Raw genomic sequence first — 23,850 nt, 5'->3', positions numbered from 1 at the left:
GTTCTATGAAAAAGCCAGATCTGATCGTCGTCGTCCACCTAAGTGCTACCGCTATTCATACTGTGATTGGTCAAATCCACAGTGCGCAAGATATTCGTATTATCGGTTTATCTACCGTCAAAAACCATGATTTCGCCCAAGGTACCATTCGCCACCGCGAACGTCTAAAATCTGCCATCAAACAATCTATTCAAAACGCTGAAGACATGGCAAATTGCCGTGTCAACAGTGTTTGGCTGAGCTTTTCTACCCCAGATTTGCAAAGCGTCAATAGTGTGGGCGAAGTCAAAATCAAACATGACATCGTACAAGCCAAAGACGTGGTCGCCGCGCTAACCCAAGCCAAAAATAAACATCTTACAGATGATTTGTATTTGATGCATTATGCCCAGCAAGGCATTGCTTTAGATGGCAATGCTGAGATGATTGATGATGCGATTGGGATGCAAGCGAGTGACTTGATGGTGCTCTATCATCTGATGATGATGCCGGTCAAAGGCCGCCAAAATTTGCAGCAACTGCTGCAAGAATGTGATGTCAGTATCGACCAAATGCTATTTGATGCGGTATCTACCGCCGAATACGGCTTATTGCCTGAAGAAAAATATCATGGCGTATGTCTGATTGATATTGGGGCATCGACCACCAGTGTCTGCGTTTACCGTGAGGATAAGCTGATTTATACCCATTGTTTTGCCGAAGGCGGACATCACGCAACGCTGGATATCTCTATGTTGCTAGACGTTACCATTGCTGAAGCGGAAAATATGAAAAAATCCCAAGCCAGTGTCGATCGTCATGGGATTGACTCAAGCCAATTTTTTACTATCAAGCGCTCACAGCATGACGATGAAAAAACCATTAATATGCTTGAGCTACTTGAAGTCACTGAAGCTCGCTATATCAGTATTTTAGGCAATATTAAAAAAGAGCTGGATAAAGAAGGGCTGAGTGATTTTTTACAGCAAGGGTATGTGATCACGGGCGGTGGTGCTGAAATGCGCGGATTATTGCCATTGGCCAAAAAAATCTTTGCCAATAAAGTCAATAAGGTCAATCAACACGCAGCGATTTCTGCCTATACCCAATACGGCGATGATGACAAGCTTCGCACCATTGCGGCAATGATTGGTGAGCGTAAATACCAAACCGCGTTTGGCACACTGTTATATAGTCAAAGCGAGGCGTTTCATCATAGCGAGAAAAGCTCACCTGACTCTTTGCAAGTTAAGCCCATGCGAGAAAAACTCAAAACTGTGAATAAATTTTTTGGTAAATTTTTCTAAAAAAGAGATATTTAGTATTTTAAGAGTGCTCATGTTATGATTGACTCTAAAATCCACTAATTGTGTAATGATTTAATTGATATTTAATTTAATATGTTTGCTATTTATGCCGCTCAAGCCTACTTGACAGCATACGGAGATTTTCAATTATGGAAGCGAAGTTTAGTATTGTACAAGATCACACTGATACATTTGCCGATTCAGCCCGTTTAACCGTCATCGGTGTCGGCGGTGGCGGTGGCAATGCCGTTGAAACCATGGTGCAAAATGGTGTAAAAGGCATTACCTTCGTCTGTGCCAATACCGATAGACAAGCGCTTGACCGCCTGTCAGCACCCAATAAAATCCAGCTAGGTATCAAAAATAACAACCGCGGCTTGGGCGCAGGTGCCAACCCAGAAGTAGGGCGTGAAGCGGCTGAGAGCGATGAAGAACAAATTCGCCAATTGCTAGAAAATTCTGACATGGTATTTATTACCGCGGGTATGGGCGGTGGTACAGGTACAGGCGCTGCGCCAGTCATCGCCAGACTAGCCAAAGAGCTGGGGGTCTTGACCGTTGCCGTAGTGACCATGCCATTTACTTTTGAAGGTGGCCGACGTAATAAAGTAGCTAGAGAAGGTATTGAGCAGCTTTCTAACTTTGTCGACTCCATCATCACTATCCCTAACGATAAATTGATGACAGTGTATGGCAAAATCTCTATGAAAGATGCCTTCAAAAAAGCCGATGAAGTCTTACTTCAAGCGGTGCAAGGTATCTCTAATATGATTTCAAAAGATGGTTTTATTAACATCGACTTTAACGATATTCGCACTGCAATGACCTCCCGAGGGCATGCGATGATGGGTATCGGTAAAGGCAGTGGGGAAGACCGCGCTGAGATCGCTGCTGAAAAAGCCATCAAAAGCCCATTGCTTGACAACTTATTGCTTAAAAATGCCAAAGGTCTATTGGTCAACGTGGTGGCTAGCTCAGATTTCAATTTTGAAGAGCAAGAACGCATCACCCAAAAAGTGCATAGCTTGGTGGATATTGACGAAGCCAACATCTTCTACGGTGTGGTATTTGATGAAGACATGGGCGATGAAATCCAAGTAACCGTGGTGGCAACGGGTCTTACGCTAGATAATACCCCAAAGCACCCAGCTAGAGATTTTGTCTCAGATGCCTCTAGCACCCACAAAGTGGAAGCAGGTACGCATGAACCTGCGTATGCGGCACGCCGTGATATACCACAATCCATCCCTGCACCTCAGCCACCTGTACAGCAAACTATCGAGCCTGCGCCAGCACCGCAATCATCGCAGCCACAGCGCACAGGCAACAGTATTCAAGACTATCTACGTCGCCAGCAAAATCGCTAAGATACTGTATGATTTTTTAAAAGCCCCACAGCTTAATCGTTGTGGGGTTTTTTTATCACTGTAGCCAATCGTAAAGGTCGATAAAATCAATCAAGCATCACTATGATGTAGCAAGGGACAATGGTAGAATAGCCAAATGTAACAAATTATATCAACCTAGCTTTGGCTAAGGATGAGTGCAATCTACTAGGGGGCATTATGCAGCAGCGTACTATTCAACAACCCATCAATCTTGAAGGCATCGGCTTACATAGCGGTAACCCTGTACACCTGCGCTTTTCTCCTGCACCCATTGACTATGGGATTCAGTTTTTACGTAGCGATGTGGCACAGGCAAAGCCCATTCCCGCTATCTATCATGCAGTAACCGATACCATGATGTCCTCAAATCTCACCAATGAATTAGGTCAGCGCATTGGGACAGTCGAGCATTTGATGAGTGCAATCGCTGCGCTTCAAATTGATAATTTACAAATCGAAGTGTCAGCGCCTGAAATCCCAATTATGGATGGTAGTGCCATCGAATTTGTGCAAGTATTGCAACAAGCGGGTATTGCCGAGCAAACGTCTGCCAAACGCTATATTCAGGTGTTGCAACCGATTGAGGTTCGCGTGGAGGATAAAGTCGCAGGATTTCGTCCCTACGATGGATTTGTGTTAGATTTCCAAATTGACTTTAATCACCCTGCGTTTGATGGCTCACATCAAAAGTTTAAATTGGATTTTAATGAAGGCAATTTTATCGAGCATATTGCCAAAGCGCGCACATTCGGCTTTTTAAAAGATATTGAGTACCTAAAAAGCAATAACTTAGGGCTTGGGGGTAGTATGCAGAATGCCATTGTTTTAGATGATAGCGGCGTACTTAATCCTGAAGGGTTACGTTTTGACGATGAATTTGTGCGCCATAAAGTACTAGATGCGATTGGTGACTTATACCTTGCCGGTCACCAAATTTTGGGTGAATTTTACGCTTACAAGTCAGGTCATGCACTCAATAATAAATTATTACAAGCTTTATTCAGTGATGAAACTAACTATAAAGTTGTAACAAAAAATGACAATGTTAACTAGATTTATTTAGATTTATTAATTTTATTATGTATTTATACTAATCAAAAAATTTTACCTATTGTTTGATTAGTAACATTTTTTCATCAAGAAGTTATCATTTTATTACACTAATTAAACCCAACCATCCAATTTTATCATTTAATTTTTGGATATCTTTTTTTAGCCATTGACTACTATAAGCGCACTAAAAATAAAAAAAAAGATATCTTTATCTATCATGTTAATTGTAAATTTTTTTCTACTTTTTTACTTTCACTTGCACAAGCCATCAATGCATTGATAAATCTTACTATATTAGTAACATAATTTACATAAAATTACATTGTAACTTGGTTATTTTAGTCTTTTATCAGTTTTTGTAACGCCGCTCTAAGTGGCTCGTTGTCCGTGACAAGGTCACATAGCTGTGTTATATTTCGCTTCGTAGATTCGCTTAGCTCACACTTCTTTACATTGCTAACATTGTGATTACACTGTAAATTTGGCATTTGCGAGTCATAACTAGCTTTGACAATCACCACGCGAAAACGTAACTGATTAAATTGATGAAAATTGTTATCGAACGCTTGCAGGGTTGACAGTAGGTGCTGCTGGTTGTAATTGAGGTGATTGGCAAGGGTATGACTATTTGTACTAACCACAAGTCTAAACGATTCACAAGCAATCACTTGTAAGCTTGCTAAGACTTCTTGAGGCAATACGTTTTGCCAAGCGCTGCGAACATCGTCCGTCAACTGCTGTAATTGCTGCAGTTTTTTTTGAAACGGTAATTGATAGTTGGCAAGACGCTCAGTGCGAGAAGCAAGATGGTTGGTTGGTTTTTTCATAGTCAATGCGCAGTGTGGTGGGTAGTTAAGCGACAAAAATTTTGATTTAGTCTTAGTATTGGGTCTTAGTGTAGGTGATTTTAAGACCAAATTATAGTGAATTAAATCTTGCCAATGCGCTAAAGTAGCGTTCACATGACATTGGCACAGGGTTTAATAGCATAAGGTTTAACAAAGGATAAAAGATGAAGTTAGCTCTAATCGCATTACCAGTTGTTGCTTTAACTACAATGAGTGTTGCACAAGCTCAAATTCTATCGATTACCAATGCTGGTAAAACCAGTCAAGTTATTGTCCGTGAAGACGATGGTGAAGATTATTATCTGCCTTCAGATGCCGTCAATGCCGCTATCAAAAATCTAAGCCAACAAACCCAGCAAAAAGAAGACCGCCTCGCAAGTTTAGCACAAAAGCTATCGACTCAGCCAACCACCACCATCATCAATATGCCTACCACGGGCAGCTATGCGGGTAATGGCATGTTAGCGTTGCGCCCAATTACGTCATCTGCACGCATGAGTTCAGGTTTTGGCTATCGTATCCACCCGGTCACTGGTAAATCACAGTTTCATAAAGGGATGGACTTTGCTGCTCCCATTGGCACCCCTATTTATGCCACCGGTAATGGTGTGGTGACTTTCTCAGGTTGGGGTACCGGGTATGGTCGTTATGTTGAAGTGGATCATGGCAACGGTACTGTCACCCGTTACGCCCATACCTCTGCAAACTATGTTAACGTTGGCGATACGGTGTATGCAAATCAGCAAATCGCTGCGGTAGGCAACACGGGTCGTTCAACAGGCGCACACTTACATTATGAAGTACGCCAAAATGGTCAAGCCGTCAATCCGCAAACTTACTTGGCAATGGCGCCAGCGCGTTAATCGTGACACTATCTCGATATTAAAAAAACTGGCTTATAGGCCAGTTTTTTATTTTTCGCTGCGCTATGGTTTAAAACGGTTTAAAACCATCATAATTTAGGTATTTATCCAGTGTGCCTTGTTATGAAAGTCCGCTGGTTGTGCATGCTGTATGGCCCAATAACTCATTTCATCGACTATTGGAGCTGAGTTATCTGCTAATCCATTGTCAGACGGTTGCTGAATCACACGCGTTGGATTTAGCGCATAATTACCCTTTGCATCAACCAGCTTGTTCAATGCTGATTTGGCAAATGTCATACCGACACGAAAAGTACCAGTGCTAAACCCATATTGCTGCTGTACCGCTCGTACATGAGTGAGCAGCATTGGACTTGCAGAACACCAAAAAACAAGCGGAAGCTCGCTATCTTGTGTAACTGCCTGGCTAAAAAAATTGATATCCTCACCATAAGTCAGCGCTGTGATAGGCAAGCGCCGAGGGGGTAACGCATTCGGTGTCCGATAGCTGTCAAAATAATAAAGATTAAACTCACCATTGGTCGCCAAATTGACCTCAAGATACGGGCTATCCGCTTGGCTATCTTTGGCAATAAAACACTCAAAACAATCTGCTTGCCATAAATAATCTTGACGCATTACACGTTGAAGTGCCGATGGGCTAAATGTCGGAAAATTTGCCCATAGACCAGCTTGTAGAGCGGTTTGACTATCATCAATCTTGGGATGGGCAGCATCAAATAAGATAGTTAAAAATTTACTATCAGCGACCACATGTACTGATAGCTGGTAGTCCAGTATTGCCGATACGGTGAGTGGCTCAACCGTGCTCGTCAGTGCGAATGTCACACCCTGTAACGTATCCATTGTAGCCCTAGCCAAAACGTACCAAGTTTGATAACTTAGGATTGGCGTCCAGATTGCGACGTAATAATAACACCATACGACCGATACTGGTGACCAAAATCGCATCAGTGGCTTCAGCAATCGCATTTGCCACAGCGTCACGATCTGCTTTGCTACCGGCTGGGATTTTTACTTTAATCAGCTCATGATCGTTCAGTGCGCGCCCAATTTCTTCAATAACGGTTGGGGTAACGCCTTGACCACCAATCATTACCACCGGGTTCAGCTGGTGACCGATGCCTTTTAAATGTTTGATATCAGCATTTGATAAGCTTGAATTTGCCATAACTGTCAATTGACCTATAAAAAAAATTAGCTAGCATTATACCATATTAATCATTTTGCCTAATAAATTATGGGCAATACATAGGCAAAAACACATAGGCAAAAACGCTGCCATGACTTATCAATCTACAAAAATCACTGGATTAAAAAAATCAATAGCCAATCCATGAGTTAACACAAGCTAACTGGGTGAAATATGCTAAAATAACAGCCTTAACCCTTGAGATTGTCAAAATTTACCAATGGTCATTCTAGGATGGCTTTGGATTTTTTAGCCAAATCCCAAGTGAAGAATTTTTAAACTATATATAAAGGGTAGTTTGTAGAAAATTATGGCAACGCGTATTACCAACAAAAAATTGTCCAAAAGTAGCCGTGCGTGGATGAAAGAGCACATTGACGACCACTATGTCAAACTTGCCCAGCGCGATGGCTATCGGGCAAGAGCGGCTTACAAATTGCTAGAAATCAACGAAAAACTGCAGCTGATTAAAAAAGGCATGACAGTGGTCGATTTGGGTTCTGCCCCAGGCAGCTGGTCGCAAGTTGCTGGCAAACTAGTCGGTGACACTGGCAAACTCATCGCCTCAGACATATTGCCGATGGATACGCTAGAGAATGTGACCTTTATCCAAGGGGATTTTCGTGAGCAAGAAGTCTTTGACAAAATTATGGCAGAAGTTGCTGATAAAAAAGTGGAAGTGGTGCTGTCTGATATGGCGCCTAATACCTCGGGGTTTTCTGCAGTCGATCAGCCACGCATGATTTATTTGTGTGAGCTTGCTATGGACTTTGCCGAGCAAGTGCTTCCTGAAGGTGGCACCCTAGTGATTAAGGTATTTCAGGGCGAAGGCTCTGATGCCTTACGAAAAAATATGCAGCAGCGTTTTAGTAAAGTGCGCAGTATCAAGCCTGCAGCGTCACGCGCACGCTCAAAAGAAATGTATTGGATTGCCACCAAATAAGATAATTTGCTTTAATCTATCCGTGAAGTTAACTGGATAAAAATTGGTAATATGTTTTTACTAGAAAATAACAGAGAATTCGCTTGATAATGTTAAGGTAAATCCATATATCATGCTATATTGAAAGATTAATGTAACGTCTATTTTTGGTGAAACATCTACCTATCTTTGGTAAACATTTTGATTTAACCCCACTTTTTTGATTAACCCCCTAACGCGAAGGATGAAAAATAACGTGAGCGACATGGTAAAAAATACCTTATTGTGGTTAGTTGTGATAGGGGTATTAGTGCTAGTCTTTAGCAATTTTGATACCCGCAATGAACCTGATAAGCTCAATTACTCCCAATTTGTCACTGCAGTGGCAACTGACCAGGTCAAAAGTGTCAAAATTGACGGTGAGCAAATTTCTGGCGAAAAGAAAAACGGCTCAACCTTTGAGACAGTGCGTCCTGCAGTCACTGACACTGAGCTAATGCCAAAGCTTATCAAGCATAATGTTGAAGTTCAAGGCGCCACCCCTGAACGTCAAGGTGTGATGATGCAATTACTGATTGCAAGCTTCCCAGTGCTATTGATTATTGGTTTGTTCTTGTTCATCATGCGTAACATGAGCGGTGGTGGTGCAGGTGGTGGTCGCGGTATGGGTCCGATGAGTTTTGGTAAATCTAAAGCCAAAATGTTATCAGAAGACCAAATCAAAGTGACATTTGCAGATGTAGCAGGGTGTGATGAAGCCAAACAAGAAGTGACAGAAATTGTTGACTTCTTACGTGACCCAGAAAAATTTACCAAACTTGGCGCGACTATTCCACGTGGTGTGTTGATGGTAGGCCCGCCAGGGACAGGTAAAACCTTGCTTGCCAAAGCGATTGCAGGCGAAGCCAAAGTACCATTCTTCTCAATTTCAGGTTCTGACTTTGTTGAGATGTTTGTGGGTGTCGGTGCAAGCCGTGTGCGTGATATGTTTGAACAAGCCAAGAAAAATGCCCCTTGTATCATCTTTATTGACGAGATTGATGCTGTCGGTCGTCATCGCGGCGCAGGTATGGGCGGTGGTCATGACGAACGTGAACAAACTTTAAACCAGTTATTGGTTGAGATGGATGGTTTTGAAGGCAATGATGGGGTGATCGTGATTGCTGCAACCAACCGCGTCGATGTACTCGATAAAGCATTGTTGCGCCCAGGTCGTTTCGATCGTCAAGTGCAAGTCGGGTTGCCTGATATCAAAGGCCGTGAGCAAATTCTTCGTGTACACATGAAAAAATTGCCCTCAACAATTGGCGTCGATATTCGTTCATTGGCACGTGGCACCCCAGGTTTTAGTGGTGCGCAATTAGCGAATTTGGTGAACGAGGCAGCGCTATTTGCTGCACGTAACAACAAAGCGTCAGTCGATATGAATGACTTTGAAGAAGCCAAAGACAAGCTTTATATGGGTCCAGAACGTAAATCGATGGTACTGCGTGAAGAAGAGCGTCGTGCAACGGCTTATCATGAAGCAGGGCATGCCTTAGTGGCTGAAATGCTACCGGGTACCGATCCTGTCCATAAGGTCACTATTATGCCGCGTGGTTGGGCATTGGGTGTCACTTGGCAATTGCCAGAGCATGATCAGACTAGCGTCTATAAATCAAAAATGCTAAATGACATTGCGATTTTATTTGGTGGTCGTATCGCTGAAGAAGTGTTTATCAATCAGCAATCGACTGGCGCGTCAAATGATTTTGAACGTGCTACTAAAATGGCACGTGCCATGGTTACCAAATACGGTATGTCAGATGCCATGGGTGTGATGGTGTATGAAGAAGATGAAAACCAAGGTTACTTTGGTGCCTCATCTCGCACTATTTCAGAAGCGACCCAGCAGAAAGTGGACGACGAAGTTCGTCGTATCCTAGAAGCGCAGTATGATATCGCACGTGCATTAATTGAAGGTAATGCGGACAAAATGCATGCCATGGTCGACGCGTTAATGAAATGGGAAACTATCGACCGTGACCAATTGCAAGATATTATGGCAGGTATTCCACCACGCGAGCCTAAAGTTTATCAAGAGCCTGTTAGAGTAAATTTCGATAAACCAAGCAACCCACCGTCAAGTGGGTCGGGCTTAACCCCGCCGCCGTTACCTGCAATGTAAATTATCCATGATATGAGTTACTCAAAAACCGCTACCAACTTGATAGCGGTTTTTTTGTTTTTCACTTAAAATAGTAGAAAATTTTAGCCATTATTGTAGACATCATGCAGTTACAGCCCATTCCCAACTTTGCCATTCATTATCATAATCAAACGCTTGATTTATCTTATCCCCGTATCATGGGTATTTTAAATGTTACCCCAGATTCATTTTCTGATGGCGGTCGATATAATCATATCGACCAAGGCTTGCGTCATACCGAGCAGATGATCAAAGACGGGGCGACGATTATCGATGTGGGCGGTGAATCTACTCGCCCAAACGCCAGTCCCGTGAGTGAGCAAGAAGAAATTGACCGCGTTATTAAAGTGGTTGAAGCGATTAATCGCAGCTTTGGTGAGCAAGTGTGGGTGTCGGTTGATACCAGTAGCCCGACCGTGATGACCCTCGCCAGTCAAGTCGGCGCCAAAATTTGGAATGATGTCCGAGCCTTGACACGCCCCGATGCCATTGCTACCGCTGCCAAACTTGATATTCCTGTCATGCTCATGCATATGCGCGGTGAGCCAACGACCATGAATCAGCTAGATAATTATCAAGATTTATATAGCGATGTTATTAGCGAGTTACAGCAGCGCATTGATGAGGTTATGGCGGGTGGGGTCAGACGTGACAATCTTATCATTGACCCAGGGTTTGGCTTTGCCAAAAACGCCCAGCAAAATCTGGCATGGCTGAATGAATTTTATCGGTTGCATACGTTTAACTTACCTGTCATGGTGGCATTATCCCGTAAACGCTTTGTTGGGGAAGTCCTTAAGTCAGCCAATCTACCCCATGACCCTACCGATAGAGATGTTGCTAGTATGGTTGCAGGGCTATTTGCTGTGCAGCAAGGGGCGTGTATCTTGCGCACCCATAATGTAGCAGCGACTAAAGCGGGGCTTGCGATGTGGCAAGCGACGCAACAGGCAAAAGCTTAATAACAGGTAAAAAAATACATGAATTTAACGCGCAACGACAAGGATTTATCATGAGTGACAATCAGCCAGAACCTACATTAGAGCAGCGCAAAGTCATCTATCGTGCCAGACGCGGTCTAAAAGAACTCGATTATTATTTTGACCCGTATGTGAGAGCGCACTATCTAAAAGCCGACTCACGAGAGCAGCAAATTTTTGCAGAATTGGTGAAAGAAGAAGATCCTGATTTGCTGGATTGGTTTTTACACAATCATCCGACCAAGCCAGAATTTGCTGATTTGATAGCCAAGCTCAAATCATTAAAAGCAGCCTCTTAATTTAAGATGAACGAGCGCTACTTGTCGCGTCATAACACCGCATTTATTGATATTGATGCCACGCTCAAACCCAGTGTGGATAAAAAACTGCTTTGGGGAGCTTGTTTATGGGTGGTTGTTGGCATTTTGGCACTCGTACCTTTGGCGCTTACCTATAAACTTTTACTAGGTATGGTCGCTATAGCCAGTCTTTGGTTCGGGCAAGTCTCTAGTTGTCACTTATTGGCTATTTCATCGTTACACGCCAAACCGCAAAGTAACAATCAAACCTTACCTTATGACAACTTTGATTTTTTAACTTGGCAAATCCAGTGGGTACGTGGGGTTGTCAAAGTACCTAAACAGGGTAAGCAAGCGGTTTGGCAGGCAAATTTGCTGGGCATCGCTGATATGGGGTGCCTAATGATTTTAACGTTTGGGTTGATAGAATCAGTGCCAGCTAAAATCAGTGTAACCATTTGGCAAGATCAAGTGGATAGCGATACCTGGCGGCAATTTAAGGTGCTAGCGAACACAGTAGGGCGATAACAAAAATGGTGTATAAGTTATAGTCAATATTGCTACAATTAAATCAACCAAGTGTTGAGGCGACTGCGCATTTTAGTTTGAACTTAAGTGCAGTTGGCAATGGGCGTGCATCAGTGCATTATTATTGGTGATATACGACAATCATTGAAAAAGATAAAAGGGAATGACCATGGGTCTATTAACAAGTCTAGTAACACAAGTGACGCAAAGTGCCATTCAAAGCAAAATGGGACAAAGCAGAATGGGCGGTCAAAGCCAAGCGGATATGGGCGGCCTAGGGAATATTTTTGGTAATGTATTAGGCGGCGGAATGCAGCAGCCGCAAATGCAATCAAACGGTTTTGGTTTGGATGATATCATCGGTATGGCGATGAACCAAAATCAAGGTATGTCGCAAATGTCTCAGGGTGGCGTGCTAGGGCAAGTGCTAGGTAGCGTGTTAGGGGGTGGCATGGGCGGCGGCCTAAATGGTGGTATGGGCAATAACATGGGTATGAACCAGTTGCCGCAAAGTCAAAGTGGCTTTGGTGGTAAGGGTATGTTAATGGCGGCTTTGTTGCCAATCGCGTTAATGTTTATTCAGCGTAATGGGGGTCTATCAGGCGCTTTTAATAAAATCCAAAATATGGGATTTGGGCATCAAGCCAACTCTTGGATGAGTGCGCATCAATCAAACCAACCGCTGGATGCTAATGATATCAATCAGCTATTTGATAATGATGAGTTGGCGCAAGTTGCGTCACAAACTGGTGTCGACCAAAGTGAAGTCCGTCAAAGTATGGCGGAGCTTTTGCCACAGTTATTTGATAGTTTGACGCCAAATGGCGATACCCAAACTGAGAGCCAGGCCAACAAAGAAATCAGTGATATTTTATCGCAATTAGGAAATGCGAATCGCTAAATTAGTATGACTAAAAAAAGCTAGTGACAAACTGGCTTTTTTTATTGGGTTTTCCTGCGCTCTCTTGGGCAAATTTTGGTTTTGTCTATTTTATCTAAAGCGTAGGCGAGTGCGTAGTGCTTTTTTATGAGAAAGCTAAAACTGAAAATTCGTCAAATCGACTTGTTTACCCGTCCAAAGCGCAAAACTTAATGCCCCTTGATTGACCAGCATTCCCAAGCCATCCGAGGTTTTGGCATGTTTCGCTTTAAAAAAGTCCAAAAACGCGGATGGTTTGCCATACATCATGTCATAGGCAAAATCGACCGTCATATCCTTAGCGAACGGCAAGGTGTCACCGCTTAGACCTATCGACGTTGCATTAATAATCACCTCAATATCATTGGGTAAATCCGTCAAATTTGAAAAGGTGAGCTTATCGGTATCAAATAATCGGGTTAAATTCTCTGCTTTTTCTACTGTGCGATTGGCAATATGTAGCGATTTTACTTGCGCATCTAGCAACGGCAAAATCGCGCCACGAGTCGCCCCACCTGCCCCTAAAATAGCAACGTTTGCGTCTTTTAACCTGACGCCTTGCGACAATAAATCTGCCACCAAACCGCGACCATCGGTATTGTCGCCATACAGTTTGCCCGCTTTGATGGCAAGGGTATTGACTGCACCCGCCAAGCGCGCGTATTCAGATAGCTCACCGCGCTGCTGGCACAGCGCAAATGCCATCTCTTTAAAAGGTACGGTCACATTTGCCCCTGTGCCACCGCCTGCAAAAAATGCTTCGATGACAGCGGTAAAGCTGTCGACATCGTTGGGACAATATTGGCGTTGGTAAGACAAGGTGATGCCAGTTTGTTTGGCAAAGGCTTGGTGCAAATCAGGCGATTTGCTATGGGCAATCGGATTGCCGATTACCATGCAATGATAACGGACGTTTGAATCAGGAATTGATGACATGGGAAAACCTATAATACGATGAGTAAAATTACCAATTGCCACCACTTTACAATAACTATGGCTGCGACATCAATGCTGGGTTTTGATTGGCTAGGTTTTGATTGGCTAGGTTATGATTGGGTGGATGTAAAGCGTAGCAATTCATCGATTCGGCTAAAAATAACAACAAAAGCGTACTGTTAACTGCTGTCAATGCCTTGTTACAATGCGCTATCCACACCAACCCGTTATACAATATACGTTTACAAAACACAATGAAGCTAATTGCCCGCAAACCGCTTTTTTTACCGCGTCAAAACCGCTCAGAACATCCGATAGGCGCTACTCAAAAAGGCGCTACCAAAAAATGCGCTGCCCAAAAAAGCGTTACCCAAAATAAACCCACTTGGCTAAAAAATCTTGGCGGGGGGTGCGTTATTCTAACACTCACCTTAACTGGCTGTGATAAGGTCAAACAAATCGCCTCACAGCATAATGCCAGTGTGACTGCTAGCACTACCGCATCGACCGCAGCCGCCAATCCGTCTATCAACCCTACCTCGCAGCCAACACCTGTGGTCTATCCCATCAATGAATGGCAGCAACAAACGCTGGCAAACAAAGTCAGTATTCACGATATCGACGCTGTGACGTTATTATTGGGTCAACCCATCACCATTGATACGCAAAGTTTGGACTACCGAAGCAATGTGGCAAGTAAATATAGTTTTGCCAAAACTGGCGAGCCGTATTTTGATTTGCTTGATTCGCCTATGTATATCGAGTTACAGTGGTATTATGCCAGTGCCTATGACAATGCCAGCGTTAAAAACATCAGCATCAAGCATGCCAAAACAGCGTTTCACCTGACCCAAAATTGGTTTGGACAAGATGGCTCAGACATTGTTGCCCACATGGTGCAAGGACAGCCGATTAAAAATGCGAGCTACCACGGAATTTTGGTAGAATTAGCACGCTGTGACAATTATCATTGTGATTTGGTGGTCAGAAAACCCACTGTCACCGCCAAAACCGCTAAAAAAAGCGGCTAATTGCTGCGGCTTTCACTGTCATACAGTCAACTATTAATTTAATCAAGTAGCCAAATAACCATGTGGTATTCATTATCTGATGCTCAGTATGCCAAGCAAACGCCAATCACCGCTATCGATATTGACTCACGGGTGATAGCGTATGGCGATGGGTTTTTTACCACCATGGCGGTGGTGGCAGGACAAATCAATTGGCTAAATTACCATTTAGATAGAATCAAAGAGAGTGTCCATGCGTTACAACTCAATTTAACCAACGCGGACTTAGACGCAGCCAATTTAGACGCCTCCAATTTAGACGCCTGCAATTTAGAATCCCCCAATCACACTATCCGCGCATACTTTAATAGTCAGTTAGCCAATTTTGCTAAAACCCTCAATCACGGTATGCTCAAGCTGATAGTCTGCCGAAAAAACCAACCTATCAAAGGCTATGGATTTTGTAACTCTGAATTTGACGCTTTTATTAAGCTTATGCGCACGGATAAGCCATTATCACAGCAAGCCAATCAAGTCATCATCCAATCTGCCGCTACCGCCATCTGTCTTACGCAGCAAATTGCGTGTCTACCCAAACCCTTGGTAGGACTTAAGCTACTAAACGCCCAAGATAAAGTGATGGCAAGTCACGAGCTGTGGCAGCACCAAACTCAAAATGCGCAAATGATTGATGGGCTGGTACAAGATGTGATGGGGCATTGGGTAGAAGGTACCTTTTGCAATGTGTTTTATCAGCTTAATCATGAAAACGTGTGGTACACACCGCCCATCAACCGCTCAGGGGTAAAAGGGGTGATGCGGCAGGTGTTATTGGCTAAGTTTGCCGACTCTGATAGGGCTCATGAGGAGCGGTATTTAGCCAGCGAGGAGTTAGCCAATATCACAAGCTTGTTCTTTTGCAATGCTGTACGCGGGATTTTGCCCATTCAGGCATTGATGCTACCTAATGGGCAGTCAACCGCGCTTGATTTGACCCCAATCTATGCGCAAAAATTCACTTAAATCGTGTTGCTGGTAACTAAAAAAAATTGCTATTTTTGTCATTAATTGTTAAATTCTCGCTTATTGAGTCAATATAAGCCTTCTCTATGAACGACCAATCTGATAATAATATGTCTAGTAACTCAGACGGTTCTGAGCATCATCCTACTCAGCACAGTGACGCCCCTCACGCCGCGGATATTCCAGATTCTCAATTGCAGGACAATCATAGCAAAGATAAGGGTATCGATGACAAGGATATCAATGATAAGGATGACGAAGACCCGCATAGCAAAAACGTCAATATTAATGATGCTTGTCTGATTAATCGTTCAACGCGAGAATTCAATGACCACATCACCGGTAGAAACAAAAAAAATAAATACCGTCTACTGGGGCTAGTGGGGTTTATTGTATTGGTGCTAGGCTGGTTGTTATTTGCTTGGTACAACACCCTATATGGCACTATCACCCAGCCTAAGCAGATGGTGACCATCAATAAAGGTCAAACCTACTATGCGCTGGTAGACGACTGGGATAAAAAGAAAAAGCTGTTCGTCGCGCCACTCGCCAAACTATATATCAAAATGACGGTGGATAAACCGCTCCATTCAGGGGTCTATCAACTGCCTGAAAATCCAAGTTTTGCCAATTATTTAGCCATGCTACAACAAGGTGAAAAAGTCGCTTTTATCAAAGTGCAAATCATTGAAGGCAAAACAGCCAAAGATTTATATCAACATTTGATGGACAATAAAGGGATTAAAAACGAAGTTATCCATGGTAGCAAAGTTGACGTCGATAAACTTGGGCTCAATATCCCTGCTGACTACCATCCGAATGGCAACCTTGAAGGTTGGTTTTCACCGGACACCTATTATTTTAATGAAGGCAGCAGCGATAAAAAAGTGCTAACGGATTTATTTACCCGTCAACACACAGCATTGATGGAAAACTGGAACAATCGCCAAGCCAATCTCCCGTACAAGACACCATATGAAGCGCTGATTATGGCATCGATTATTGAAAAAGAAACCAGTGTCGAAAGTGAGCGGGGTGAAGTGGCAGGCGTGTTCGTCAATCGTCTGAAGAATAATATGCGCCTACAAACCGACCCCACCGTGATTTATGGCATGGGCGATCGTTACGATGGCAATATTCGCAAATCTGACCTTGAAGAAAAAACCGCTTACAACACCTATCAGATTGACGGCTTACCACCGACACCGATTGCCTTGCCAAGTATTGCATCCATTAAAGCGGCACTCCACCCAAATCAAACCGATTCGCTATATTTTGTGGCAACGGGCAATGGCGGTCATAAATTTACCAGTAATTTAGAAGACCATAACCAAGCGGTGCAAGATTATCTGCGGGTGATGCGTGAAAAACGCGCCAGCCAAAACAGCCAATCAGGTCAGTAAAAAACGATACCCATGCAAACAGCTGCGAAAGCCCCCATTAGCCAAAAATTTATCTCATTTGAAGGTACCGAAGGGGTGGGTAAGTCCACCTTGATTGCCAATCTGGCAGCGTATTTGACCGCGCAAGGCATTGACTTTATCCAAACCCGTGAACCGGGCGGCAGTCCGTTTGCTGAGCAGTTGCGCGCCATGTTACTTGACCCAGCAACGACCATGACAGAGGACAGTGAACTGCTATTGATGTTTGCGGCACGTGCCGATCATGTGGCGCAAGTGATTTTGCCAGCGCTCGCTCAGGGTAAATGGGTGCTGTGCGACCGCTTTACCGATTCCACCATTGCCTATCAAGGGTTTGGGCGCAAACAGGGTGATAGGGCAGAACTGAGCAAAATTGAATTACTGATTAGGCAGTTTGTGGCAAAAATGCCAGATATGACCATTTGGCTAGATTTACCGGTGACAGAAGGGATGAGCCGTGCCAAAAATCGCGGCAAACTAGACCGCTTTGAGCAAAATCAGCTAGCGTTTTTTGAGCGGGTGCATCAAGGGTTTGCTTATCAAGCACAGCAAGAACCGCAGCGCGTCAAACGCATTGATGCGCAGGGTACACCTGATGAAGTGTTGGCAAAAGTGCTAACGCAGCTGGGTATTTAATGTCGTTATTTAGTGTTATAAAGCTTTTACAATTATTTTGAAAAAAGGGGATGATAAACATCCCCTTTTTTATTTAACCCATACTATGGCATAGATGGGGTTAGAATCACATCTGCCGCGACTGGCAAAGTTTGTGGAAAGTCTTTGTTGTAATGCAGTCCACGCGATTCGTGGCGACGTAGCGCCGAGCGGACAATGAGCTCAGAGACTAGCAGCAAATTACGCAATTCAATCAGATTTTTGCTGACCACAAAGTTGGCGTAGTAATCATTTACTTCTTGTTTTAACAACAAAATGCGGTTGAGTGCGCGATGTAGGCGTTTGTCTGAGCGCACAATACCAACGTAGTGCCACATGCTTTGGCGCAATTCATCCCAGTTTTGTAGTAGGATGACTTCTTCGTCAGGGTCGGTTACATGTTGGCTGTCCCAATCAGGAATAGCAGGAATGGGGGGGACGCGATTTTCTGCAAATGCGGCGGCAATATGGCGCGCTGCAGTCATCCCATACACAAAACATTCTAATAGCGAGTTGCTCGCCATGCGATTGGCGCCATGCAGACCCGTAAATGACGTTTCGCCCATGGCATATAGATTGAACACATCGGTTTGGGCGTTTTCATTGACCATCACCCCACCACAGGTGTAGTGAGCGGCGGGTACCACGGGGATTTTATCTTGGGTCATGTCAATGCCCAGCTCTAGTAGCCGCTCATATAACATAGGGAAATGACCTTTAATAAACGCTGGGTCTCTATGAGTAATATCTAACCAAACATGACGTATTCCCAAACGCTTCATCTCAAAATCGATGGTGCGAGCCACGATGTCACGCGGTGCCAGCTCACCCCGTTCATCGAAGCGAAGCATAAAGCGCTCACCTTCTGGATGTTCTTTGGTTGCTGGCAGGCGCAGGTAGGCACCTTCACCGCGCATGGCTTCGGTGATTAAAAACGAACGCGCTTCTGGATGATATAGACAAGTAGGATGGAACTGATTAAATTCCAAATTCGCAACGCGGCAACCTGCGCGCCATGCCATCGCGATACCATCGCCCGTGGCAATATCTGGGTTAGATGTATACAAATACGCTTTTGATGCCCCGCCGCATGCTAAGGCGATAAAGGGCGCGGTAAAGGTAATGACTTGATTGGTGGCCAAATCAAGGGCGTACAGCCCCACGGCACGATTGGGCTCGCTAATCGGACTGTAGTTGTGTTTGCTAAGTTTGTTGGTGGTGATGACATCAATGGCAGCGACATACTCAAACAGTTTGACATTCGGACATTGTTTGACACGTTTGACTAACGTGGTAGAAATGGCCACCCCAGTGGCATCTGCCGCATGGATGATACGACGTTTGGTATGACCACCTTCACGGGTCAGGTGCAAGGTTTCGTTCTCATCCAAGGTAAACTTGACACCTTGTTTGAGCAAAAACTCCACCGCTTCTCGGCTATGCTCTACTGTAAAACGTACCGCATCTTCATGACAAAGACCTGCCCCTGCAATCAAGGTATCATCGACATGCTCATCAACCGAATCATCATCCGATAGTACCGCTGCCACGCCGCCTTGGGCATAAAAAGTGCTGGCTTCAGTGAGCTTGTCTTTTGCCAAAACTGCAATCAATAGATGGCTTGGCAAGGATAAAGCTAACGATAAACCTGCACCGCCACTGCCGACAATCACCACATCAAACGCGTGGCGATGGTTAGCCTGTGCTTGCGGCTGGAGAGTTTCTTTGATAGGGGAGTTTGACACATTAACGCTTGCTGTCATAACGCTGACGTCCTTCAAATTAATGAGTTAAAGAGCCAAAAAATCTAAGCAAGCGCTGAGCAAATTGGGTCAGCGTGCTACATTTAAAAGGCTGTGTTTAAAAGGCTATTTTAAAAGCTATGGTTAAAAGGCTAGGTTTAAAAAGCTATGTGAAAATAAAACTATCATATCAGCTTTTATAAATGATGGCGGATTTTTTCTATGGTTTGTTTTTTAAGTAGCTAGCCCATCTAAATAGCCCATGGTTAAGGCTAAACAGGGTACGACGTATGCAAACGCGCTCGTCTTTGTTTTGCCGTCGCTGACAGACAATGGGGGAAAATGCAAAGTCAGGCGTTTTTTAAAGCAATTTAATACAAAAAACTCGCCTAGCTGTTAATCCATTTTTTGCGATATGATGATAGTTTAAATTGTCATATCCATGATTGCCATTTATAATGGGCGCTTTTTTTTATACGTATTTGTCATGCAAATAATTGATTATTCAGTAAATTTAGGTAACGCTTGATATGGGTGGTAGCATGATTGGCAGTTGGCTAGGTCATCTTGGAGCGCTCATTGCCGTTTTGGTAATCCTATGGTCGTGCCTAAAAACCGTGCAACTTAAAGCGCGAACAGATAACTTGCAAATCCTGCTGCAACTGGTCAGCTTTTACGCGCGCTATTGGTTTGTTTGGTTGTTGGTGTGGGCAAACGTGCAACTGCTGTATGACAACCAAGCCATCTACTGGCTGCTTATCGCGTTATCGTTGTTGTATATCTATATGAGCTGGGTTGAGCCCAATCGGCTGCGCGTTTCGCATTTTTCAATTAATTTGACCGCATCTGCGACCTATCAGCCTGCTACCTATCATACTGCGACCGATATTTCACTGGCTGCGTCATCATCACAACCTATCAAACGACAACCTATCAAACGACGAGCTGCAAAAATTGCGGTGCTGAGTGATATCCATGTGGGTATATTTTCTAACCCCCATCAGTTAGCGCGTTTGGTGAAATGCCTTAACCGCTTAGATGTGGATGCAGTGCTGATTTTGGGCGACTGGTTATATCAAGCGACAACCTTGGATGCCCATCTAAGCCCATTTAAAACGCTGAACAAGCCTTGCTATACCGTCCTTAGCGATGCTGATACCCAGCAGGTTATCGATGATGCGCAAAATAGCGAACCTGCTAGCAATATGCAGTTAAAGCACATCTTGCCAACCCTCGGTATTCAATTATTGCCTGAGCAAGGCTTGCATATTGCAGGGATAAAAATTATAGGTATTCATAATGGCAGTACAATGGATTTACCGCGCGTGATTGAACAGCAGCGCAGCGCGGGGCAGCCATTAGTCATTGCCACCCATGATATCAAGCAGTTAGAAGCCAATCCGCGAACGTTAAGTGACGCCAACAACGATACTTTGGTGATTGCGGGGCAAACCCATGGTGGGCAGGTCAATATACCTATACTGACACCGCTGATGGTGAGAGCATTGACAGGTAATAAACTGGCGGCAGGGTTACGTCAACCCGATATACCCAAACAATCCGACTATCATCCCAAAGCACTCAATGCGGCTAACAAACCCAGCAAACGTTACCAGGTATGGGTGAATACCGGGATTGGCGTGACAGGGTTGCCGTTTCGGTTTAACTGCCCGCCCACCATTGATGTGCTAACTATCCAGGTTCAAACGGTTGATGCTTAACCCATACCATTCGCCACTGTAAGCCAGCGACTATAAACCAGCTGCTGCCTTATTATCTGGTTGAGTGGGGTCTATAACCTGATTTGCTACAGCGGTGGAGAAACTTGCGTTTGCTATCAAAGCGCTTAAACTTCGCCCCAAATGTATGCTACACTAGACAAAAATTTTCAAAAAATTGTCGCAGCTGTTACATATTCTACTTAAGGTTTTGTCCAAGGTATTGTTATGACCCCCATTTTAGATAAACTACAAGGCTCTATGGTCGCGTTGATTACACCTATGCATAGCAATGGTGACGTCGATTGGCAATCATTGGCAAATCTCATTGATTGGCAAATCGAGCAAGGTACGGACGTACTGGTGTCGGTTGGTACGACGGGTGAATCCGCAACCTTATCCATGCAAGAGCATGTGGATGTCATTGAATTTACCATGAAGCAAGTGGGTGGTCGTATTCCCGTCATCGCGGGTACAGGCGCTAACAATACAGTTGAAGCCATTGAGCTGACCCAGCACGCCAAACAAGCGGGGGCTGATGCCGCGCTGCTTGTAGTGCCTTACTACAATAAACCGACCCAAGAAGGGCTATACTTACACTATAAAGCCATTGCTGAAGCCGTAGACATTCCCCAAGTGCTATATAACGTACCCGGGCGCACTGTTGTTGATATGCAGCAAGCCACTGTCGAACGCCTAGCGGACATCGACAATATCATCGCAATTAAAGATGCGACAGGTGACGTGGCGCGTGGTGCCAAACTGATTGAAGCAGTAAAAGGTCGCATGATTGTATGGTCAGGGGATGATGAAAGCGCGTTAGCACTGATGCGTCATGGGGCAAAAGGCAATATCTCAGTGACCGCCAATGTCGCACCAAAAATCATGAGCCAAATTTTTGGCTTGGCACTCAAAGGTGAGTTTGAACAAGCCGAAGCATTAAACCAAAAAATAGCCCATTTACACCAAGATTTATTTATCGAGTCAAGTCCAATTCCTGCAAAATATGCGTTACACAAAATGGGTCATATTGAGCAAGGTATCCGTTTACCATTAACTTGGCTTACCCCAGAACACCAACAAGTGATGGATGAAGCACTTGCCAAAGCAGGTTTACTATGAAAAAAACACGCAGCACCAACCGCAATCGATTCAACGCCCAGCTAGCCCTAGCGATTATTGCCTCTGCTAGCATTGCTATGACAGGCTGTACTACTTTTAAACGTAAAGTTGGCGACAATTCTTTGGACTATACAAAGACCAAAAAACTTGAACCCATCCAATTACCGGCAGATGCACAAACGCTACCTTTTACGCCAGTTTATGCAGTGCCGCAATCGGGTGAAAATACGTTAAAAATCACAAAAGAAGGCAGTAAGCGTTTTGAGCTACCGCGTCCAATTAGCACCGTAAAATAGAGAGTGGCTGACCGCATCTATGATAGTTTGCAGCTGGTGTTGCTAACCGCGTATCAGCCAATCAATGCAACTGTCATAAATTAGCTACACTGAGCCAACCTTAGCCAATCTTAAACAGCCATTTGGGAATTACCATGCAAAAACTCGATTTACTTTATAAAGGCAAAGCAAAATCCGTCTTCGAAACTGACAATCCAGATTATCTGATTTTAGAATTTCGTGATGATACCTCTGCGTTCAACGGCGAGCGTATCGAACAGTTAGCGCGTAAAGGCAAAGTCAATAACCGCTTTAATGCCTTTATCATGCAAAAACTCAGCGAAGCTGGCATCGAAACCCATTTTGAACAGCAATTATCGGATGAAGAAGTGCTAGTCAAACGCCTAACAATGATTCCCGTCGAGTGTGTGGTACGTAACTATGCGGCAGGCAGCCTAGTACGCCGCTTAGGTCTACAAGAAGGTCAAGCGTTGACGCCACCTACCTTTGAATTGTTCTATAAAGATGACGGTCTGGGCGACCCCATGGTGAATGATTCGTTAGCGGTATCACTCGGCTGGGCAACGCAAGCACAACTGGATGAAATGAAAGCCTTAACCTTTAAAGTCAATGACGTGTTATCAAAAATGTTTGATGACGGTGGTTTGATGTTGGTGGATTTCAAACTAGAATTTGGGGTATTCAAAGACCGTATCGTACTGGGCGATGAGTTCTCGCCCGACGGTTGCCGCGTCTGGGACAAACAAACCAAGAAAAAGCTGGATAAAGACCGTTTCCGTCAAAGCCTAGGTGATGTGGTCGAAGGTTATGAAGAAGTTGCTAAGCGTATTGGCGTGTCTTTGGTTGATGAGTCAGGTGGTTGATGAGTCAGATCGATAAATCGGATTCATTCATCAAGCTCGCTAATCGCTACAGCGAATCTAATTAAATCCAATTAAATTTGGATGGCATGTGAAATAGATAAACATCTAAAACTGGGGCTTGCTCCAGTTTTGCGTTTTTAGGCTTAAATTTAGGTTTTTAGCGATAAAAATTATCCACCAGTAAGGTTATCAAAACAAGTGCTCGAGAAGACTCACTTATTTGGGTTAATTTTATCAGAAGTCGCCGTAAAACCACCCACTTTAGGGGGTGGATATAAGGCGACAAAGTTGCTACAATCAATCAGCCATTAAATTAAACCATCTACAAAAAACAGATAAGACAAGTATAAATTGCGAGTACGCAGTGTCTTAACTGGTAGATAGTTCAACAAACACACTCTCAAACTGGCTCGTGTCAACAGACAATCCTAGCGGTAGAGTCAGTATTGAAATAAGAATCTTAGATGCAAAGTGTGAATTGCAAGGCGGTAGCCAACTCTAAGATTTGCGGTGGGACTTCACCGTCTAGTTGTAGGAATCCCCTCACTTTAGGGAGGGGAGGAAGTCAAGACGCCTAG

23 protein-coding genes are annotated in these 23,850 nt (G+C 44.0%); 18 read left to right on the top strand and 5 right to left on the bottom strand.

Annotation, left to right across the window (positions count from 1 at the left end; genetic code table 11):
- Positions 1–5 precede the first annotated feature (5 nt).
- From ftsA to lpxC, 3 genes are all read left to right on the top strand, one after another.
- The gene (ftsA, locus tag ACAM37_RS08520) at positions 6–1,286 is read left to right on the top strand and encodes a cell division protein FtsA (protein WP_369625999.1); all 1,281 of its coding nucleotides are present in this window, start codon (positions 6–8) and stop codon (positions 1,284–1,286) included.
- Between the two features lie 149 nt (positions 1,287–1,435).
- Positions 1,436–2,653 carry a cell division protein FtsZ gene (gene ftsZ / locus ACAM37_RS08515; RefSeq protein ID WP_201664829.1) on the top strand — a complete coding sequence of 406 codons (1,218 nt, stop codon included), beginning with the start codon at positions 1,436–1,438 and terminating at the stop codon, positions 2,651–2,653.
- Between the two features lie 195 nt (positions 2,654–2,848).
- Positions 2,849–3,727 (top strand): UDP-3-O-acyl-N-acetylglucosamine deacetylase, encoded by an 879-nt coding sequence (gene lpxC / locus ACAM37_RS08510; RefSeq protein WP_369626853.1) that lies wholly within the window; start codon positions 2,849–2,851, stop codon positions 3,725–3,727.
- Between the two features lie 338 nt (positions 3,728–4,065).
- On the opposite strand, the gene ACAM37_RS08505 is transcribed toward lpxC, so the two are convergent.
- Positions 4,066–4,554, bottom strand: coding sequence for a DciA family protein (locus ACAM37_RS08505; RefSeq protein WP_099807562.1), 489 nt, complete (start codon positions 4,552–4,554; stop codon positions 4,066–4,068).
- 185 nt (positions 4,555–4,739) lie between these two features.
- Here ACAM37_RS08505 and ACAM37_RS08500 point away from each other — a divergent pair, with 185 nt between their 5' ends.
- Positions 4,740–5,438: a M23 family metallopeptidase gene (locus tag ACAM37_RS08500; protein ID WP_060995235.1), complete on the top strand. Its 699-nt coding sequence runs from the start codon at positions 4,740–4,742 to the stop codon at positions 5,436–5,438.
- A gap of 96 nt (positions 5,439–5,534) precedes the next feature.
- Here ACAM37_RS08500 and ACAM37_RS08495 read toward each other — a convergent pair whose 3' ends face one another.
- Positions 5,535–6,305 (bottom strand): DOMON domain-containing protein, encoded by a 771-nt coding sequence (locus tag ACAM37_RS08495; RefSeq protein ID WP_369625998.1) that lies wholly within the window; start codon positions 6,303–6,305, stop codon positions 5,535–5,537.
- A 7-nt stretch (positions 6,306–6,312) separates the two neighbouring features.
- Positions 6,313–6,630, bottom strand: a complete 318-nt coding sequence (locus ACAM37_RS08490) for a YhbY family RNA-binding protein (RefSeq protein WP_312535999.1) — start codon at positions 6,628–6,630, stop codon at positions 6,313–6,315.
- 331 nt (positions 6,631–6,961) lie between these two features.
- On the opposite strand from ACAM37_RS08490, the gene rlmE reads away from it, so the two are divergent.
- From rlmE to ACAM37_RS08460, 6 genes are all read left to right on the top strand, one after another.
- Positions 6,962–7,594: a 23S rRNA (uridine(2552)-2'-O)-methyltransferase RlmE gene (gene rlmE, locus ACAM37_RS08485; RefSeq protein WP_144918308.1), complete on the top strand. Its 633-nt coding sequence runs from the start codon at positions 6,962–6,964 to the stop codon at positions 7,592–7,594.
- A gap of 244 nt (positions 7,595–7,838) precedes the next feature.
- Complete coding sequence (gene ftsH, locus ACAM37_RS08480) at positions 7,839–9,740, top strand: ATP-dependent zinc metalloprotease FtsH (protein WP_040403605.1); 1,902 nt, start codon at positions 7,839–7,841, stop codon at positions 9,738–9,740.
- A gap of 104 nt (positions 9,741–9,844) precedes the next feature.
- Positions 9,845–10,723 (top strand): dihydropteroate synthase, encoded by an 879-nt coding sequence (gene folP, locus ACAM37_RS08475; RefSeq protein ID WP_369625997.1) that lies wholly within the window; start codon positions 9,845–9,847, stop codon positions 10,721–10,723.
- Positions 10,724–10,773: 50 nt separating this feature from the next.
- Positions 10,774–11,040: an FAD assembly factor SdhE gene (locus ACAM37_RS08470; protein WP_369625996.1), complete on the top strand. Its 267-nt coding sequence runs from the start codon at positions 10,774–10,776 to the stop codon at positions 11,038–11,040.
- A 6-nt stretch (positions 11,041–11,046) separates the two neighbouring features.
- Entirely contained in the window at positions 11,047–11,568 is a 522-nt protein-coding gene (locus ACAM37_RS08465) for a hypothetical protein (RefSeq protein WP_203171435.1), read from the top strand.
- A 169-nt stretch (positions 11,569–11,737) separates the two neighbouring features.
- A complete protein-coding gene (locus ACAM37_RS08460) occupies positions 11,738–12,469 on the top strand; it encodes a YidB family protein (RefSeq protein WP_369625995.1) in 732 nt (243 codons plus the stop codon).
- Between the two features lie 135 nt (positions 12,470–12,604).
- Here ACAM37_RS08460 and aroE read toward each other — a convergent pair whose 3' ends face one another.
- Positions 12,605–13,423 carry a shikimate dehydrogenase gene (gene aroE / locus ACAM37_RS08455; RefSeq protein ID WP_007116164.1) on the bottom strand — a complete coding sequence of 273 codons (819 nt, stop codon included), beginning with the start codon at positions 13,421–13,423 and terminating at the stop codon, positions 12,605–12,607.
- Between the two features lie 254 nt (positions 13,424–13,677).
- Here aroE and ACAM37_RS08450 point away from each other — a divergent pair, with 254 nt between their 5' ends.
- The 4 genes from ACAM37_RS08450 (at position 13,678) to tmk (ending at position 17,513) form a co-directional block, all read left to right on the top strand.
- Positions 13,678–14,454, top strand: coding sequence for a hypothetical protein (locus tag ACAM37_RS08450; RefSeq protein ID WP_369625994.1), 777 nt, complete (start codon positions 13,678–13,680; stop codon positions 14,452–14,454).
- Positions 14,455–14,514: 60 nt separating this feature from the next.
- A complete protein-coding gene (locus ACAM37_RS08445) occupies positions 14,515–15,456 on the top strand; it encodes an aminotransferase class IV (RefSeq protein WP_369625993.1) in 942 nt (313 codons plus the stop codon).
- Between the two features lie 86 nt (positions 15,457–15,542).
- Entirely contained in the window at positions 15,543–16,859 is a 1,317-nt protein-coding gene (mltG, locus tag ACAM37_RS08440; RefSeq protein ID WP_007116160.1) for an endolytic transglycosylase MltG, read from the top strand.
- Between the two features lie 12 nt (positions 16,860–16,871).
- Positions 16,872–17,513, top strand: coding sequence for a dTMP kinase (tmk, locus tag ACAM37_RS08435; RefSeq protein WP_369625992.1), 642 nt, complete (start codon positions 16,872–16,874; stop codon positions 17,511–17,513).
- 83 nt (positions 17,514–17,596) lie between these two features.
- Here tmk and nadB read toward each other — a convergent pair whose 3' ends face one another.
- Positions 17,597–19,294: an L-aspartate oxidase gene (nadB, locus tag ACAM37_RS08430; RefSeq protein WP_369625991.1), complete on the bottom strand. Its 1,698-nt coding sequence runs from the start codon at positions 19,292–19,294 to the stop codon at positions 17,597–17,599.
- 509 nt (positions 19,295–19,803) lie between these two features.
- Between nadB and ACAM37_RS08425 the strand changes: the two genes are divergently transcribed.
- The 4 genes from ACAM37_RS08425 (at position 19,804) to purC (ending at position 23,272) form a co-directional block, all read left to right on the top strand.
- Complete coding sequence (locus ACAM37_RS08425; RefSeq protein ID WP_369625990.1) at positions 19,804–20,994, top strand: metallophosphoesterase; 1,191 nt, start codon at positions 19,804–19,806, stop codon at positions 20,992–20,994.
- A 225-nt stretch (positions 20,995–21,219) separates the two neighbouring features.
- Positions 21,220–22,113 (top strand): 4-hydroxy-tetrahydrodipicolinate synthase, encoded by an 894-nt coding sequence (dapA, locus tag ACAM37_RS08420; protein ID WP_369625989.1) that lies wholly within the window; start codon positions 21,220–21,222, stop codon positions 22,111–22,113.
- Entirely contained in the window at positions 22,110–22,409 is a 300-nt protein-coding gene (locus ACAM37_RS08415; RefSeq protein WP_007116155.1) for a hypothetical protein, read from the top strand. Before dapA ends, ACAM37_RS08415 begins: the two co-directional genes overlap by 4 nt.
- A gap of 134 nt (positions 22,410–22,543) precedes the next feature.
- On the top strand, positions 22,544–23,272 hold the full coding sequence (gene purC, locus ACAM37_RS08410; protein WP_036594523.1) for a phosphoribosylaminoimidazolesuccinocarboxamide synthase: 729 nt from the start codon (positions 22,544–22,546) through the stop codon (positions 23,270–23,272).
- The last annotated feature ends 578 nt before the right edge of the window (positions 23,273–23,850 follow it).

This window comes from Moraxella sp. K23 (assembly GCF_041154765.1).
Taxonomy (GTDB): Bacteria; Pseudomonadota; Gammaproteobacteria; order Pseudomonadales; family Moraxellaceae; genus Faucicola; species Faucicola tetraodonis.
This window is presented reverse-complemented; position numbering and strand designations above follow the sequence as displayed.

Bases quoted from the DNA above. Each gene is read 5' to 3' on its own strand.
- ACAM37_RS08490 (WP_312535999.1), bottom strand. From the start codon at position 6,630: ATGGCAAATTCAAGCTTATCAAATGCTGATATCAAACATTTAAAAGGC.
- ACAM37_RS08425 (WP_369625990.1), top strand. From the start codon at position 19,804: ATGGGTGGTAGCATGATTGGCAGTTGGCTAGGTCATCTTGGAGCGCTC.
- tmk (WP_369625992.1), top strand. From the start codon at position 16,872: ATGCAAACAGCTGCGAAAGCCCCCATTAGCCAAAAATTTATCTCATTT.
- nadB (WP_369625991.1), bottom strand. From the start codon at position 19,294: ATGACAGCAAGCGTTAATGTGTCAAACTCCCCTATCAAAGAAACTCTC.
- folP (WP_369625997.1), top strand. From the start codon at position 9,845: ATGCAGTTACAGCCCATTCCCAACTTTGCCATTCATTATCATAATCAA.
- ACAM37_RS08450 (WP_369625994.1), top strand. From the start codon at position 13,678: ATGAAGCTAATTGCCCGCAAACCGCTTTTTTTACCGCGTCAAAACCGC.
- ACAM37_RS08470 (WP_369625996.1), top strand. From the start codon at position 10,774: ATGAGTGACAATCAGCCAGAACCTACATTAGAGCAGCGCAAAGTCATC.
- aroE (WP_007116164.1), bottom strand. From the start codon at position 13,423: ATGTCATCAATTCCTGATTCAAACGTCCGTTATCATTGCATGGTAATC.
- ftsH (WP_040403605.1), top strand. From the start codon at position 7,839: ATGGTAAAAAATACCTTATTGTGGTTAGTTGTGATAGGGGTATTAGTG.
- ACAM37_RS08465 (WP_203171435.1), top strand. From the start codon at position 11,047: ATGAACGAGCGCTACTTGTCGCGTCATAACACCGCATTTATTGATATT.
- purC (WP_036594523.1), top strand. From the start codon at position 22,544: ATGCAAAAACTCGATTTACTTTATAAAGGCAAAGCAAAATCCGTCTTC.
- dapA (WP_369625989.1), top strand. From the start codon at position 21,220: ATGACCCCCATTTTAGATAAACTACAAGGCTCTATGGTCGCGTTGATT.
- rlmE (WP_144918308.1), top strand. From the start codon at position 6,962: ATGGCAACGCGTATTACCAACAAAAAATTGTCCAAAAGTAGCCGTGCG.
- ACAM37_RS08495 (WP_369625998.1), bottom strand. From the start codon at position 6,305: ATGGATACGTTACAGGGTGTGACATTCGCACTGACGAGCACGGTTGAG.
- ftsZ (WP_201664829.1), top strand. From the start codon at position 1,436: ATGGAAGCGAAGTTTAGTATTGTACAAGATCACACTGATACATTTGCC.
- ACAM37_RS08460 (WP_369625995.1), top strand. From the start codon at position 11,738: ATGGGTCTATTAACAAGTCTAGTAACACAAGTGACGCAAAGTGCCATT.
- ACAM37_RS08500 (WP_060995235.1), top strand. From the start codon at position 4,740: ATGAAGTTAGCTCTAATCGCATTACCAGTTGTTGCTTTAACTACAATG.
- ACAM37_RS08445 (WP_369625993.1), top strand. From the start codon at position 14,515: ATGTGGTATTCATTATCTGATGCTCAGTATGCCAAGCAAACGCCAATC.
- ACAM37_RS08505 (WP_099807562.1), bottom strand. From the start codon at position 4,554: ATGAAAAAACCAACCAACCATCTTGCTTCTCGCACTGAGCGTCTTGCC.
- ACAM37_RS08415 (WP_007116155.1), top strand. From the start codon at position 22,110: ATGAAAAAAACACGCAGCACCAACCGCAATCGATTCAACGCCCAGCTA.
- ftsA (WP_369625999.1), top strand. From the start codon at position 6: ATGAAAAAGCCAGATCTGATCGTCGTCGTCCACCTAAGTGCTACCGCT.
- mltG (WP_007116160.1), top strand. From the start codon at position 15,543: ATGAACGACCAATCTGATAATAATATGTCTAGTAACTCAGACGGTTCT.